The sequence below is a fragment of the Luteimonas sp. MJ250 genome, from assembly GCF_039548455.1.
Taxonomy (GTDB): Bacteria; Pseudomonadota; Gammaproteobacteria; order Xanthomonadales; family Xanthomonadaceae; genus Luteimonas.
Genome location: NZ_JBCLVB010000012.1, coordinates 296993 through 313258, shown reverse-complemented (window position 1 = coordinate 313258; position 16266 = coordinate 296993). Strand labels below are relative to the sequence as shown.

Genomic DNA, 16266 nt, shown 5'->3' with positions numbered 1-16266 from the left:
CATGGATGCGCTTGTCCAGATGCAGACGCTGTTGGGCGCCGCACCGCTGCAGGGCGGTCGGCTGCTGAAGTTGCACACCGCGCTGGGGCAGGACGCCCTGGTCGCGGAAACCCTGTCGGCGGTGGAGCGCCTGGACGATGGCGGCTTCCGCCTGTCGCTGTGCGCACTGTCTGCCGACGCCGGGCTCGACGCCGGCAAGCTGCTGGGGCAACCGGCGCTGCTGGAACTGCGCACCGACGCCGGCGGGCTGCGGCCGTTCCACGGCCACGTGACCGCGTTCGAGCTGCTGGGCAGCAACGGCGGCCTGGCGCGCTACGGGCTGGTGATCGAACCGTGGCTGGCGCTGCTGCGCCAGCGCGTGGACAGCTACGCGTTCCAGCACAAGAGCGTTGTCGAGATCGTCGAAGACGTGTTCGCCGACTACGCCGAAGCCGGCGCGCTGGTCCCGGCCTGGCGCTGGGAGTTGCGCGACCGCAGCGTCTACCCGAAGCGCAGCCTGACCACCCAGTACGCCGAGAGCGACTTCGACTTCGTGCAGCGGCTGCTGGCGGAGGAGGGTATTGCGACCTGGTTCGAGCACGCCGGCGATCCGTCCGCCGACACGTTCGGCGTGCACACCCTGGTGTTGGCCGATCACAACGAGGCCTTCGCCGACAGCGGCCGCATCCGCTACCACCGCGCGGACGCCACCGAAGCCGAGGACAGCATCCAGCTCTGGCGCAGCACGCGACGCGCGCAGACCGCGCGGTTGTTGCGCGCCAGCTGGGACTATCGCAGCCTGGGCCTGCGCCCGGCGACGGCCGAAGGCGACGACGCTTCCGGAATGGGCGTGGAGGACGACGACATCGCTGGCCCCTACGCCTGGCATGACAGCGCCGATGGCGAGCGCAAGGCGCGGCAGCAGTTGGAAGCGCAGCAGGTGCAGGCGCGGACCTTCGAGGGCGAAGGCAGCTGGCGCGGCCTGGCACCGGGCGCATGCTTCGAGCTGACGCAGCATCCCGACCATACGGGCGAGCAGGCGAAATTCACCTGCCTGCAGGTCTGGCACGAGGCGCGCAACAACCTGGGCGCGGAGATCGTGGAGCGCAGCGAGGCCGAACTCGGTTCGCCACTGGTCACGCCGATGCTGGCGCGGGCGCTGCAGGGTATTGGCGCGCCGGGTGCGCTGGAGCTGGCGTCGTTTGGCGAGGTCTCATCCAACGCCGGCTCCAACCTGGACCTGGGCGAAGGCTTCTATCGCAATCGTTTCGAAGCCATTCCGGCCGCAACCCCGTACCGCCCGCAGACGGTCGACGGCCACGGTCGCCGGCGGCATTCCCGGCCCACGGTCATCGGCACCCAGACCGCGATCGTGGTGGGCGATGGCGGCCCGGTGCTGACCGACCGCGACCACCGCATCAAGGTGCAGTTCCACTGGCAGCGCGGCGGTAACGCCAGCAGCGGCCAGGCGCACCCGGCAGGCGACGACAACGCCCCGGCCAATGAAGCCGCCTGGACCTGGGTCCGCGTGGCCACCCCATGGGCGGGCGATAACTGGGGCGGCGTGCTGGTCCCGCGCGTGGGCCAGGAAGTGGTGGTCGCGTTCCTCGAAGGCGACATCGACCGCCCGGTGGTGGTGGGCAGCGTGTACAACGGCGTCGGTAACGAAGACGCCGCGCACAACCGGATCGGCAACGGCGCAGCCAACGCCACCGGCAACGCCCCGGCCTGGTTCGAGGGCAATGACCACGCCGCGGTCTACGCCGGCCTGAAGAGCCAGGCGCTGGCCGACAGCCAGGGCGGCAGCGGCGGCTACCAGCAGCTGCGGCTGGACGACACGCCCGGCCAAGGCCGCGCCCAGGCCAGCACCACCCAGCAGCAGACCACGCTGACGCTCGGCCACCTGAAGGGTGGGCAAGACAACGTGCGTGGCGCCGAGCGCGGGTTCGGGGCGGAGCTGTCCACCCAGGCCAGCGGCGCGCTGCGGGCCGGTCAGGGCCTGCTGCTCACGACCGAGCCGGGCAGCCCGCAGCTGGCCGCGCCGGTGGCGCACCAGCAGCTTGGCCAGAGCGAGCAGCTGCTGCAGTCGCTGGCGGACGTAGCGAAGACCCAACAGGCGCAGCTCGAAGGCGATCCCGACGAACTCCCTGCGCAAGTGTCACTGAAGAGCCTGCAGGAGACGCTGCAGGCGACCCAGAGCGGCAGCGCCCCGGGCAACGGGATCGAAGGCGGCGAGGGCGAGGTGCCGGGCTGGAGCGCGCCGGCCATCGTGGGCAGCAGCGCGGCGGGCATTGCCAGCGTGACCCCGGCCGACCAGGTGTGGGTGTCCGGTACGCAGACGGTGCTGAGCGCGGACAAGGACATCAACTGGCTGAGCCAAGGCGAGACGGTGATGTTGGTGGCCGAGGGTGCTGTGCTGTTCACGCACGGTGGCGAAGCACCGGCGGACAAGCCGCACAAGGAGCGGGGCATCGCCTTGCATGCGGCGCAGGGCAAGGTGAGCGCCAGGGCGCACAAGAACGTGGCAAAGGTGGCAGCGAAGACCAGCGTGACGATTGCCAGCACGCAGGCCGACGTGGAAATGAGTGCACCGAGCAAGCACCTGTTGCTGACGGCCGCTGGCGCCTACCTGAAGCTCGAAGGCGGCAACATCGAACTGGGAGCGCCGGGCACGATCGAGTTCAAGGCGACGAGGAAGGAGTGGACGACGCCGCAGGCGGCGAGCGGAAAACCACCGATGTTCGGCGAAGCCGAGCCGAAGTTCTGCGAGCTCGACGCAAAACGAGGTGATGCTGGTGGGGCAGGTCTGGTCAATCTGGATTGATTCGATGATCGTCGAACTGGATCATCGGCTGTTCTTGGCACAGGACTACGCCCTCATCAACCCGCTGCAAGTCGGCAAAGATCAGTACGCCGATCTCGATCTCTGGCAGCTGCTGCCAAAAGGGCTTGAACGTCACCAGCGGATGTTGCCGCTGCTTGTCCATCTGGCGAACATAGAAGAATCGAGACGACTCGACCTGCTGGAACGTGCCGGGCAGTGGGCGCGTCATCATCACATGCCGCTGTTCAGCGCCCTGCTTTCAAGCCAGCATGCACCGGAACAGGTCAGGGCGAGCCTTCTGTCAAGGATGCTGCTTCGTCGCGACGATGGCTCGCGTGCATGGTTGCGCTACCACGATCCGCGTGTCTTTCGGCACCTGCAGTGGTTGCTCGACATGAAACAGCTGGCGACACTCATGGGGCCCATGCATACCTGGATGGCCTTCGATCCGTTGCTCAGATGCTGGCGGCAGTGGAGTCGTCCGGATATTCCCAGGCATCCGCGCTTGGGCCTGGATGCGAGGCAATGGCAGGCGGTAGATCAATTCGAGGCCTTGAACAGCTGCCTGCGTGACCTCGCGGACGAGGGTGAGGCTTCTGACGATGACACTGCGCGCCGCTTGCTCGAAGGCCTGCTTGAGGCGCGGCGGCAAGGTTTGGTGCAGGACGCTGACGCGATGCTGTACGCGCGCCAGCAGTTGGAGCATGGTCCCGGGATCGCCGGTCTGCCGGCGGTGGCGCTGCGGTTGCGGCAAACCCGAGAGCGCGACGTCAGCTATGTCGTGGCCTGCGATACCCTGCAAAAAGAAGATTTCCTGCGCCGAGAGGGCGTTGCGTGACCCCTGTACAAGGATGACGAGCATGACCGCAACCGATCAGCCGCAGCAAGATCCCTGCCCGAATTGCGTCAGGCCTGGCCTGCCCATCCTGCCGCTACGCTACGCGGTCGCCCGCGATGACAGTGCGGTCAAGGAAAAGGCTCCGCCATTGGCCGCGCCGTTCGCAGGACGGGACATTGCGCTGCCGGAAAATTTGGCACGCTACACCTTGCGTACGCTGCGTGGCGGGTATCTGTACGTGTTCAATGAGAGTCGTGGCGCATGGAGCGCGTACGAAGTGGACGAGTACGGCACGCTGCATGGGTTCGACTACCGCGATCCATCGCCGCCCCCGCCATTGGGCGATGGCGAGATCCGTGAGGTCTGCTCACGACACGGCAATCCGGACCTGGGCCGTTGCGTGATCATTCCCGATGCGCACAAGGCCGGGGTGGTGTGGTTCGGCTTTTCGGACGTGGCTTGGACGCCTGCAGTGTGGCGAAAGCACAAACAGCAGGCCTATCGCGAGAAGCATATGCGCCGGGTGGACGTGGGCGCTTGGGTGAAAAGTCAGGGCAAGGCGCAGCCGAATCTGGACAGCTTGTCGAACCTGACCGCGCAGGTGGCTGAGTTCGCATTGCCGTTGCCTTCGGGCGGTCTGGCTGAAAGCGATGCCGAGCGCGCGGCGCGGCATGAGCGCAACGAGGCACATGAGGCCGACCACGCCAGGCGTCGCGAGCAGGCGATCCGGGAAGGACGTGACCCGGACGAAGAAGTGCTGGGAATGGAGCTGGCGGAAGTGACTGTGGTGGCGAAACCGTACCCGGCCTTCGATTTCTCGCTGGCGGATTTCCACAACAGTGCGGGACTGGCGGAGCAATTCCAGCAGGACGCATCGCAAGCTGGTGAGCTGGGCAAGGCGGCCGGCGGCAGCCCAGGACCATACCCGCCGGCGATGGTGGCGCTGGAGGACCCGGCCGGCATGGCGATGGACCTGGCGAGCCTGATGAACGTGCGGCTATCGGAGTTCATGGCGCAAACGTCGCTCAGGCGACCGCTGGCGGTGTCGGCGCTAGTGGGCTCGCTGGAGGAGGCAGTGCGCAACAGCGCCGAGTTGGATCTGGTGAAAACGGCACAGGACAGCGCCGTTAGGGACTTGGAATACTGGCGTGCGATCTCCTGGACCACCGGCGAAGGGCCGCGGGATCCGGCGCGTTACCGGATGGAGACACAGCACCACGAGCGAATGCAGCGCGATCCGGCGTACCGCGCTGAATGGGACCGTAAAGTCGAACAAGCCAAGGAAGACGCACTGTCCAAGCTGACGGAGCAGGACCTTCAGGAAGCTGCGGACTCGGCCTGGCGCAAGTACCAGAACAAGCTCCAGGACGGCCAGCCGGAGCGGTGGCAGCGCGAAACCTACCAGCCGGCGCTGCAGAAGTTCGACCGCGAGGTGATCGTGCCGCTGGCGCGTGCGCACGTGGCATGGCTCAAGAGCCCGCAGATGGTGGGTTGCATGACCTGCAACCACGACGAGAATGATGCCGCCTCCGGCGTGGCGTACTGCGACACGGTGCTGCTGTGCATCCAGGACACGCAGGCGATCGCGATCAACGCGAAACAGTACGAGGAATGGCTGAACGCGCAGGACGTTGAGGAAGGCAACCTGCTGCTGCGCGCGATCAGCTTGAACCAGAAAGCAGTGGTGGATGCGTTGACGTCCGGGGCAGGGGTCAGCCTGCGCGGGGTGGGAAGCCTGCCTTGGGGGACGCTGCTGGAGGGCTACAACCGGGCGCTGCGCGAGCTTCCTGCGTCTCAGCAGAACACGCCGGCGCGGCTGCTGATGGCGGTGGCCGGGCCGGTAATGACGGCGCTGGATCGGGCGCTTGACCGGGGCGTGGGTCCGCTGGTGATCGGCCTTGGGTTGGTGGCGCGGCAGCCGGTGGTCTATACGCAGTTGACCGGCACGCTGGACCAGGCCATCGACGATCTGGTGGAGCGGATGGTGCGGGCCAATCCCGAGTTGGGGCGGCTGGATCGCGACCGTCTACGCACGCGCATGCGCAATCAGTCGCAGGGAAGCCGGCAGACCACGCGTGCACGCGGGGCGGGGCGGCGCGGGCAGAACACGTTCCAGATCCGAGTGGATCAACTGGCGATGGGAGAGATCGACGGCAACATGAGCCCGCGCGAGCAACTGCGTCGGGCGGGGCAATCGGTGATGTCGTTCGATGAATGGCAGCGCAGCCCGCACAGCCGCTGGCGGACGCTGACCAATGGCATCAATGGCGGCATCGTGGGCGTGCTGCTGAGCGTGTGGTCGCTGAAGTCGCTGGCGAAGGAGCTGGACGAAAGCACGGGCAAGACGCGTACGGAGAACGGATGGCGCTACTCAGCGGCGATCCTGGGCGTGGTGGCGACAGTGAGTGAGGGGCTGCACACGGCGCTGGAGAACGGGAGGCAGGCAGGGTCGCGGTTGGCGACGAGGTTGCCCCAATTTTGGTCACGCTTTCTGCAAGTCGTGGGACGTGCACTGGGCTTTGCGGCCGCGGTGATTTTTGCGGTGTGGGATTTGAAGAATGCTGCTGATTCGTTTAAGCGCGGTGAAATTGGAATGGGCGCACTCTACGTTGTGTCTGCAGTTTCAGCAGTTGGCGCTTTCGCCGCTCTTGCTGGCTGGTTCGGCCCGTTGATTTTCGGTTTGTCGGCCACTGGTGTTGGCATTGTTCTTGCGGCAATTGCCATATTGGTCGCTGCACTGATCATGCTGTTCAAGGACGACAAACTGGAGGCGTGGATGCGCCGCTGCTGGTTCGGAACAGCGGGCAGTGAGCGTTTCGGCTCGCAGCAAAAAGAAATGGTCGAACTCGATGCGTTGCTGAAGGCAGGTTGACGAATGGATTTCACAGGACAAGGCCGATTCACCGCCTACAAGGTCGACCGTCCGCTGACCGATCAGGAAAGGACGGACCGGCTGGATCGCAAGCGTAAGTTGAACACGCAAGTGCGTGATGAGCTGTCGGTCATCAAGATCAACAGCACCTACATGGAATTGGTGGATCGCTGGTATGCGCCGAAGGGATGGTCGGTGGTGTTCGCGATCATGTTGGCCAGTCCTTTTCTTTATGCGGCACCAGTTTTTACGCAGATTGCCATTGGCCACAACAATCTCGAATCTTGGCTCTTCCTGGCATTTGTCCTATCTTTCTGCGTTCTATTCTTCTGGATTGCCTGGTACGGCTTCCGTCTCGAAGCCTTCCGCCAGACGCACTATCCGATCCGGTTGAACCGCAAGACGCGCAAGGTGCATGCGTATCGTCCCGACGGCAGCATCATCGAAGCGGATTGGGACAAGCTGTATTTTTGCGTGGGCGAGAGCGTCGTTCCCGCCTATGGCAAGACCTTCGACGTGCGTGCGCATGTGTTGGGCAAGGATCGCAAGACGGTGGTCGACACGTTCACGCTGGCGTACTCCTACATGGGAAAAAAGGAAAGTGTTCCGGAAATCTGGGAGTACATCCGCCGCTACATGGAAGAGCCGGATGGGGTGGAGCAGAACTGGCGCTACAGCGACATCTGCATGCCGGTAGATGGGCGAAGGGAAGGCGTATGGTTCGGGATTGTGCGGACATTTTCCATGGCAGCTGCCTGGCCAATCTCACAGCTGATTTTTTCTCCGGTGATGTCTGTGATCACAGTTGGCCGCTGGATCGCGATGTACACGAGCAAGGTGCCGAAGTGGCCTGCGGAGATCGACGCGCAGTATGTGATCGAACCGAACGACCCGTACTGCCGCGACTGGCGCGACAACGTGAAGTTCAATTTCCAGGAAGGCGTGTGGCCGGTGATCTGCTTCGTAGTGGGGTTGGGTGTTGTGATCTGGGGGCTCTCGGAACTGATCCCTGCGTTGATGTCGGCAGTGTCGGATTGATCAACTGGACCGCGTCTACGTGTTTCAGGACAAGAGCGTGGTCGAGATCGTCGAAGACGTGTTCGCCGACTACGCCGAAGCCGGCGCACTGGCCCCGGCCTGGCGCTGGGAGTTACGCGATCGCAGCGTGTATCCGAAGCGCAGCCTGATCAACCTGACCGGCGGCAGCGGCCGGCCCACCATCCAGGTCGACGACAGCGGCGCGGGCATCCGCAACTTCCAGGAGCGGCTGTTCAAATGCGACAAACTGGAGGCGTGGATGCGCCGCTGTTGGTTCGGAACAGCGGGCAGTGAGCGTTTCGGCTCGCAGCAAGAAGAAATGGCCGAACTCGATGCGTTGCTGAAGGCAGGTTGACGGATGGATTTCACAGGGCAAGGACGATTCACCGCCTACAAGATCGATCGTCCTCTGACCGATCAGGAGAAGGCGGACCGCCTGGACCGCAAACGCAAGTTGAACACGCAAGTGCGTGATGAACTTTCGGCCATCAAGATCAACAGCACTTACATGGAGCTTGTGGATCGCTGGTATGCGCCGAAGGGATGGTCGGTAATCTTTGCGCTAATGTTGGCAGGACCATGTCTCATGATGGTGGTCTTGTTTTCTCCGACGATATTGCTGGAGAACCGAGCATACGCGGACCCCTTGGCGTGGGTCGCAGTGTTGATTGCCTGGGGCGGCGGTTGGTTCGGGCTTTGGGCGGCATGGTACGGCTTCCGTCTCGAAGCCTTCCGCCAGACGCACTATCCGATCCGGTTGAACCGCAAGACGCGCAAGGTGCATGCGTACCGACCGGACGGCAGCATCCTCGAGGCGGACTGGGACAAACTGTATTTTTGCGTGGGCGAGAGCGTCATTCCCGCGTATGGCAAGACCTACGACGTACGTGCGCATGTGATGGGTAAGGACCGCAAGACGGTGGTCGACACGTTCACGCTGGCGTACTCCTACATGGGAAAAAAGGAAAGTGTTCCGGCAATCTGGGAGTACATCCGCCGCTACATGGAAGAGCCGGATGGGGTGGAGCAGAACTGGCGCTACAGCGACATCTGCATGCCGGTAGATGGGCGAAGGGAAGGCGTATGGTTCGGGATTGTGCGGACATTTTCCATGGCAGCTGCCTGGCCAATCTCACAGCTGATTTTTTCTCCGGTGATGTCTGTGATCACAGTTGGCCGCTGGATCGCGATGTACACGAGCAAGGTGCCGAAGTGGCCTGCGGAGATCGAGGGGCAGTACGTGATCGAGCCGGACGACCCGTACCGCAGGGACTGGCGCAACAACGTGAAGTTCAATTTCCAGGAAGGCGTGTGGCCGGTGATCTGTTTCGTAGTAGGTCTGAGTGTTGTGATCTGGGGGCTGTCGGAACTGATCCCTGCGTTGATGTCGGCAGTGTCGGATTGATCAACTGGACCGCGGCTACGCGTTCCAGGACAAGAGCGTCGTCGAGATCGTCGAGGACGTGTTCGCCGACTACGCCGAAGCCGGCGCGCTGGTCTCGGCCTGGCGCTGGGAGCTGCGCGATCGCAACGTCTACCCGAAGCGCAGCCTGACCACCCAGTACGCCGAGAGCGACTTCGACTTCGTGCAGCGGCTGCTTGCGGAGGAGGGCATCGCGTACTGGTTCGAGCACGCAGGCGACCCCTCAAGCGAGACCCGCGGCACCCACACCCTGGTGCTGGCCGATCACAACGAGGCATTCGCCGACAGCGGCCGCATCCGCTATCACCGCGCGGACGCCACCGAAGCCGAGGACAGCATCCAGCTCTGGCGCAGCACGCGACGCGCGCAGACCGCGCGGTTGTCGCGCGCCAGCTGGGACTATCGCAGCCTGGGCCTGCGTCCGGCGACGGCCGAAGGCGACGACGGTTCCGGAATGGGCGTGGAGGACGACGACATTGCCGGCCCCTACGCTTGGCATGGCAGCGCCGACGGCGAGCGCAAGGCGCGGCAGCAGTTGGAAGCGCAGCAGGTGCAGGCGCGGACCTTCGACGGAGAAGGCAGCTGGCGCGGCCTCGGCGCTGGCGCGCAGTTCGAACTGACGCAGCACCCGGACCACACGGGCGACGAGGCACGGTTCACCTGCTTGCAGGTTTTGCACGAGGCGCGCAACAACCTGGGTGCCGGGATCGTAGAATGTAGCGAGGCCGAACTCGGCGCGGCCCTGCCGCCGCCGCTGCTGGCACAGGCGCTGCAGGGCATCGGCTCGCCGGGTGCGCTGCAGCTAGCGTCGTTTGGCCAGGTTGACGCATCCAGCGCCGGATCCAACCTGGATTTGGGCGAAGGCTTCTACCGCAACCGTTTCGAAGCGATTCCCGCCGCGACCCCGTATCGCCCGCAGACCGTGGACGGCCACGGCCGCCGGCGGCATCCCCGGCCCACGATCGTCGGCACCCAGACCGCGATCGTGGTCGGCGACGGCGGCCCGGTGCTGACCGACCGCGACCATCGCATCAAGGTGCAGTTCCACTGGCAGCGCGGCGGCAACGCCAGCAACGGGCAGGCGCACCCGGGCGGCGACGACAACGCACCCGGCACCGCGGAGGCTTGGACTTGGGTGCGGGTGGCCACGCCGTGGGCAGGTGACAACTGGGGCGGCGTGATGGTGCCGCGCGTGGGCCAGGAGGTCGTGGTCGCGTTCCTCGAAGGCGACATCGACCGGCCGGTGGTGGTCGGCAGCATCTACAACGGCGTCGGCAACGAAGACGCCGCGCACAACCGGATCGGCAGCGGCGCGGCCAATGCCACCGGCAACGCCCCGGCGTGGTTTGAGGGCAACGAGCACGCCGCGGTGTACGCAGGCCTGAGGAGCCAGGCGCTGGCCGACAGCCAGGGCGGCAGCGGCGGCTACCAGCAGCTGCGGCTGGACGACACGCCCGGCCAAGGCCGCGCCCAGGCCAGCACCACCCAGCAGCAGACCACGCTGACGCTCGGCCATCTGAAGGGTGGGCAAGACAACGTGCGTGGTGCCGAACGCGGGTTCGGGGCGGAGCTGTCGACCCAGGCCAGCGGCGCGCTGCGGGCCGGCCAGGGCCTTCTGCTCACGACTGAACTCGGCAGCGCCCAGCTGGCCGCGCCAGTGGCGCACCAGCAGCTTGGCCAGAGCGAGCAGCTGCTGCAGTCGCTGGCGGACGTAGCGAAGACCCAACAGGCGCAGCTCGAAGGCGATCCCGACGAACTCCCTGCGCAAGCGTCACTGAAGAGCCTGCGGGAAACGCTGCAGGCGACCCAGAGCGGCAGCGCCCCGGGCAACGGGATCGAAGGCGGCGAGGTCGAAGTGCCGGGCTGGAGCGCGCCGGCGATCGTGGGCAGCAGCGCTGCGGGCATTGCCAGCGTGACCCCTGCCGACCAGGTGTGGGTGTCCGGCACGCAGACGGTGCTGAGCGCAGACCGGGACCTGAACTGGCTGAGCCAGGGCGAGACGGTGCTGCTGGTGGCCGAGGGTGCGGTGCTGTTCACGCACGGCGGCGAGGCGCCGGCGGACAAGCCGCACAAGGAACGTGGCATTGCGCTGCATGCGGCGCAGGGCAAGGTGAGCGCCAGGCCATACAAGAATGTCGCGAAGGTGGCGGCGAAGACCAGCGTGACCATCGCCAGCACACAGGCCGACATCGAGATCGCGGCCCCAAGCAAACACCTGCTGCTGACTGCCGCAGGCGCCTACCTCAAGCTCGAGGGCGGCGACATTGAACTGGGTGCGCCGGGGACGATCGAGTTCAAGGCGACGAAGAAGGAATGGACGACCCCGCAAACGGCAAGCTCAAAAGTGCAGGCATTCGGTGAGGCGGAATTCAAGGGTTGCGAACAGCGCAACGAACTGGCCGCCATTGGAGGATCGGGTGCAGTCGATTTGTGATTCCAGTGTGCATCACCCATGACCGCGTCGGTCGCCTCCAACCGGATCCCAAGGGGTACTCTCGCTATCGGCGAGGAAGCCGCAGAGCTGTCCGAACAGATCGTTAGGCATGCGGCGGTGGCGGGGGCGCGGTTCTGCTACCTATTGTTGGACCCGACGTTACGCAGTCCGGCGGAATTGCTTGGCGCGACTGCCAGAGAGTACGGGATCGAATTGTCGCCGGCATCCATCGCGATCGGCCGCAATCAAGCGGGACGAGACACGCAGCCTTTGCTGATCCAAATGAATCTGGATCGTTATGTGGATACCGAATTGTGCCGGATGTCCGCGCAGATTGCGGTTGACGACTGGAACTACGATTCCTTACGGCAAGGTAACGGCCATCGAGTGGGCGGCTGGCTCTTTAGCTCGGCCGAAATGCCGGTGTTGGCCAGGCACTTGGCGCGTCAGGCAGTGCATCGCCGCCCCTCGGGTGGGCAGGCATGGGTCCGCTTCCATGATTCTCGGGTCATGGACATGCTGTGCAATATCTACGACGCACCGCAGCGTGAACAGTTGCGAGGAGATATCACCGCGTGGCTGTGGTTGAGCAGGTGGCGAACCCTGGAGACGCTGCGCCGGCACAAGGGAAATTATGCCGATGGCGCCGAGATGGCCGGACCGCTCTCTCTACGGCAATGGGCTGATGTCGATAACATCGGCCCATTGAATCGGCTTTGGCTGCGCGCCGTTTGCGCGGGTACGGACGTGGATCGTTCTGCGCTCGCTGAGATGTCTACGGTGCTGGCACGGGCCAGAGAGTACGGCTTCAACGATCCCGAGGATCTGGTCGAGTTCGGCTGGAGAGCATTGCGCGTGCATCGGGACTTCGACTCCCACCCGGAGATCCGTAGGATCATAGCCGGGCGCGGACAAGGCGACTTCTTTGGTTATCTCGTTGCGGACTTGGGCGAGGCGCAATGGAATGTCATTGCCGAAGAGATGAGGCACAGGCATTGATGTATTTCAAAGGAATGGCTCTCGGAGGAGAAAATGGCTAATTCGGATAAGTGTCCAGTCTGCACGGCCACGGGCCTTGCCATACTTCCGGCACGTTACACGGTGGCTCCGGATGATCATCAGGTACCCGAACTACAGTTCGGAGGACATCGCGTTACGGGCGTTCCGTTAAGCACTTGCAAGTACACCGCAAGAACTCTGCGGCAAGGCTTCCTATATCTGTTCTACGAGAAGAATCATCGTGGCAACAACCAGTGGGAGGTGTACTCGGTTTCCACTTATGGAACCCTGCACAAGGCGTTGGATGCAGCCAGTGCGCACCCCGTGGACATGCCTCCCAGGTGCCAGCGTTGCGGGAGCAACAGCACCCGGGATTTCATCGTGGTGGAAGATCCGAAGAAGTGCGGGAAGCTCTGGATCGCGTTCAGCGAGTACAAGTGGGACGACAGCGTTCGCCAAGCGTACCAAGTGAACTGGCGGCTGTTGAGAAAACGGATGCAGCTGATCGAGCCGTCGAAATGGATCGATGCACCCGAGAAGGGCGAGCATACCTTACCCGTGTCGGCTGCGACCTCACTTGAGGCCGTCGCCGAGTACACACAGGCGTATGGTGGTTTGCGGATGACCGGATATCCAGATGCTTCACTGGACGATGGTCGTTATTGGCCCGAAACGGTCAAGCGCCGGGAGTCCCGTTACGAAGTTTGGGGCCGGCGAGGCATCACGATCACTACGCAAGGCGCGGCTGGTTCGTTTGTGGGAGAGGAAGGGCTGGACGAGCCTTACGGCGCCATGGTGGCCGCGAGTCCAAATCCCGAGAAGGACGACCACTACGTGCCGATGATGGTGGCGTTGTGGGACGCCATCGGCAACGTCCACGAACTCAACGGGTTCAGGAACGATGCGATGGGCATGCTGGCCCGATACATGGAGGAGCGTGGACTGGAGGTCGACGCGATGCGGAAGTTCGCTGAAGTGCGCGCCGCCGTCGAAGGTCGGGCAAGGGCGCAGGCAGAACGCGGCGCATCGTTCCGCGAGGGCAGCCGGATGACGCCGACCCTGATCAGCGCAGGCATGGGAATAGAAGGCCCTAGCGTGTACCAGCAGGAGCATGACTTCATCCGTCGCACCGCCCGGCCGCATGAACGTGAGGCCGGTGCAGCCGCGACGTTCGCGAGCGAATACTTGGAGCTGGAAGAGCAGTATGTCTTGGAGGGGATCGACCTCGAGACCTTCCGCGCTAGGCGCATGGAATTGCAGAGCAGGCACCTGCGCAACCCTTCGGGTGCCGCCGGCACGATGCAGCAGCAGGAAGAGGGTGCGAGGCGCCGCCGCGAGAGCAACGTCGCGCGGCGCGAACAGGACATCCGGGATGTCTGGCCAAATTACGAGAAGCGCATCGACACCGCCGCTCTGGGCCGCTTCAAGGGGTACTTCGAGTCGATCCAGAAGTACGTGACCAGGCTCCAGGCTGAACGTACCACCGACATCAAATCCTGGCTTTACGCCCCCCTTCTTCTGGACACACTCAAGGACTACGCCGAGGAGGTTCCGGCTGACGGCGTGGTGTTCGGCAGGGTGATTGAGGACGCCATCGAAGGACTCGCATCCGAGGAAGCAGGCGCCACGCTGCTGGACGAACTGATCGCCAATACGGACGCTGCGTCCGACGAGAAGTCGCTGTTCTGGCGCGCAGTTGCGCTGAACCAGCTGGAACCAAAGCAGGAGCTGGAAGAGGCATTGGGCGCGCTGGACGGCAACCGCACGACGCCAATGGACGTGGCGAAAGGCGGGATTTCCGTGTTCGCCTCGGCCGCCGCGGGGCTTAAATCGTTCGCAAGCCTTTACTACGAATACGACAAGATCGGAAACTCCCGCATCCCTCTGTCCCAGGGCCACATGATCAGCAGCGGCATGGTCGGCTATTTGGGGCTGGACCGGCTGCTGATGGCCGCGGGCACCCGCGTGTTCGGGAAATGGCGTGTTGGTGCGCTGGGCGACTACGTCAGCGAGAACCTGATCCGCAGCATCTTCCTGACCCGCGCGGGCATTCCCCTGAAGGAAGTCAATGACCTGCTGATCGAGCAGGCGAAGATCGAGCCCACCCTGCGCACCCAAGTCATGAACCGCTGGCGCGGCTTGCGCGCGCAGGGTATGAACCCGAATGAGGCATTCGCCACTGCCGTGGAGGAGCTGGGGCAGTCTCAGGGCGCGAGGACCATGCAGGCCAAGTGGCAGAGAGTCCGCCCACGCAGCACGTTCGGCGAGCCGCGTCTGGCGGCCGTGCTGGCGCTGTGCGAGGCCGCCAACTTCGCCAAGCTGATTTCCGCCGCTGACAAGGACTCCGAGGACATCATGATGTTGATCGCCTCGGGCATGTCCGTGACCCAAGCCTTGACGCAGGTGGCGCTGGAGCCGGCGAAGGTGTTGTTCGGCGAGGCCAGCGATACCGTTCGGAACTGGAAGGCAGTGGGTGGCTACTTGGGAGGGGGTGCGGCTTTTATCGGGGCGGTCTTGGACCTATCTGATTCTGGCGATCAGTTTCATGAAGGATATGCTTGGCTGGGATGGTTGTACTTGTCTAAGGCAGGTGTAAGTTTCGCAGTTACAGGCGCATATGTTCTTTCCGCGCTTAGTTCGTCTGCGCATCTAATTCAGCGTGTCGTAGGTCGTCGCGCAACAGTGGTGTTCCTTGAGCGTTTGGCCGGAAGTATCGCAACTGCCACGACTCAGCGCGCCCTTATTGCACAAGGTACTAAGGTGATCGTGCAACGTACCGCGATAGCAGTTCTGGGACGCGGCGTACTGATGCTGGTTGGTTGGAAGGTGACGGTAGTGGTGCTGGTTTTCCAAGGTATTGCTTGGTACTTCACTCCTGATGATCTGGAAAAGTGGATCGACAAGTCTCCTTTCGGGAGTAAAGGGCGCTTCAATGCGCTGGAGCAACAACAGAAGGCATTCGAGGATGCGTTGGCGGAGATGGGATTGCAATGAATCAAGCTATTGTCCTGGAGCGCGTGTCGGGTCGCATTCGCAATTTGAGCGTGTCCACGGTGACGGTCGATGTATTCATAACCGATGCGGATCGTGCGGCACTGAAGGGGACGGCTGCGGCAACAGTGTTAGCTGGTTCGGCCGGATTGGGTATTGGCTTGCTGGGGCTGGATACGGACACCAGTAGCGAAGCGGATCTGATGGAGTTCGAGCTGGAGCGGGAGGACGGAAGCGTATTGCCTGTGCAGGCCTGCGTGTGGCTGACACCGTTCAAGGATGGCGATGAGGTGGAGATTGCCGGTGAGCGTATAGGCGATGTTTGGAAAGGAGTGGCTATTGCCCGTCCCTTCGATCGGTTGGTGGCGGTCTATCCACTATGTACGCATGGTCGTTGGGCGCATTGGAAGAAAGTGGCGGGTTGGTGGTGGTGGATAAGTTTTTTTCTAGTTGTGACAACTGTTCTATTGTTCTACGTGGTCGCAGTCTTGAAAGGTGATGGTTGGTCCGAGCTGAGAGGATCCATTTTCCATGTAGTGTTCATGGGAGGGGGGGGGCTGTTTCTGATTTTCGGGCTGATCGCATGGAGCATTGGCCGCAAGGTGAGTAAATTGGTGCCTTTGTCCGAGGCCATTTTCCGTGCTTTTGGCTGGAAGAACCCAAGAAGCTTCGACTTGTACGCGACCACAAAGGCCAAGCGGCGCCCAGACGACCCGGAGCCGTTGGGTTTGTCCTATTTCCGTTATTGACTGTCAAAAAAGTGGTGAGGCCATCTCAGCGCCGAGAGATGGCCAGATCAGCTGTTGAAGGCGAGTCTGTAATTTGAACTGTGTAACTGCCCTTTGAGAGGATGCGGCGAGAGGCCGCA

General features: G+C 63.4%; 9 protein-coding genes and 1 pseudogene. All 10 read left to right on the top strand.

Annotated elements, in window-relative coordinates:
• Position 1 precedes the first annotated feature (1 nt).
• The 10 genes and pseudogenes from WCE37_RS11080 (at position 2) to WCE37_RS11035 (ending at position 16147) form a co-directional block, all read left to right on the top strand.
• Positions 2-2803, top strand: coding sequence for a type VI secretion system Vgr family protein (locus tag WCE37_RS11080; RefSeq protein ID WP_343279412.1), 2802 nt, complete (start codon positions 2-4; stop codon positions 2801-2803).
• Between the two features lie 4 nt (positions 2804-2807).
• Positions 2808-3641 (top strand): DUF4123 domain-containing protein, encoded by an 834-nt coding sequence (locus WCE37_RS11075; protein ID WP_343279411.1) that lies wholly within the window; start codon positions 2808-2810, stop codon positions 3639-3641.
• Positions 3642-3663: 22 nt separating this feature from the next.
• Positions 3664-6513 (top strand): T6SS effector BTH_I2691 family protein, encoded by a 2850-nt coding sequence (locus WCE37_RS11070; protein WP_343279410.1) that lies wholly within the window; start codon positions 3664-3666, stop codon positions 6511-6513.
• Positions 6514-6516: 3 nt separating this feature from the next.
• Positions 6517-7551 (top strand): DUF6708 domain-containing protein, encoded by a 1035-nt coding sequence (locus WCE37_RS11065; RefSeq protein WP_343279409.1) that lies wholly within the window; start codon positions 6517-6519, stop codon positions 7549-7551.
• 37 nt (positions 7552-7588) lie between these two features.
• Entirely contained in the window at positions 7589-7906 is a 318-nt protein-coding gene (locus tag WCE37_RS11060) for a hypothetical protein (RefSeq protein ID WP_343279408.1), read from the top strand.
• A gap of 3 nt (positions 7907-7909) precedes the next feature.
• On the top strand, positions 7910-8956 hold the full coding sequence (locus WCE37_RS11055) for a DUF6708 domain-containing protein (RefSeq protein WP_343279407.1): 1047 nt from the start codon (positions 7910-7912) through the stop codon (positions 8954-8956).
• A gap of 16 nt (positions 8957-8972) precedes the next feature.
• Positions 8973-11408: pseudogene (locus WCE37_RS11050) on the top strand (contractile injection system protein, VgrG/Pvc8 family); the annotation flags it as partial.
• Positions 11409-11426: 18 nt separating this feature from the next.
• Positions 11427-12407, top strand: a complete 981-nt coding sequence (locus WCE37_RS11045; RefSeq protein WP_343279406.1) for a DUF4123 domain-containing protein — start codon at positions 11427-11429, stop codon at positions 12405-12407.
• A gap of 33 nt (positions 12408-12440) precedes the next feature.
• Positions 12441-15401 carry a T6SS effector BTH_I2691 family protein gene (locus WCE37_RS11040; RefSeq protein ID WP_343279405.1) on the top strand — a complete coding sequence of 987 codons (2961 nt, stop codon included), beginning with the start codon at positions 12441-12443 and terminating at the stop codon, positions 15399-15401.
• On the top strand, positions 15398-16147 hold the full coding sequence (locus WCE37_RS11035) for a putative type VI secretion system effector (protein WP_343279404.1): 750 nt from the start codon (positions 15398-15400) through the stop codon (positions 16145-16147). The genes WCE37_RS11040 and WCE37_RS11035 overlap by 4 nt, the downstream gene beginning before the upstream one ends.
• Positions 16148-16266 lie beyond the last annotated feature (119 nt).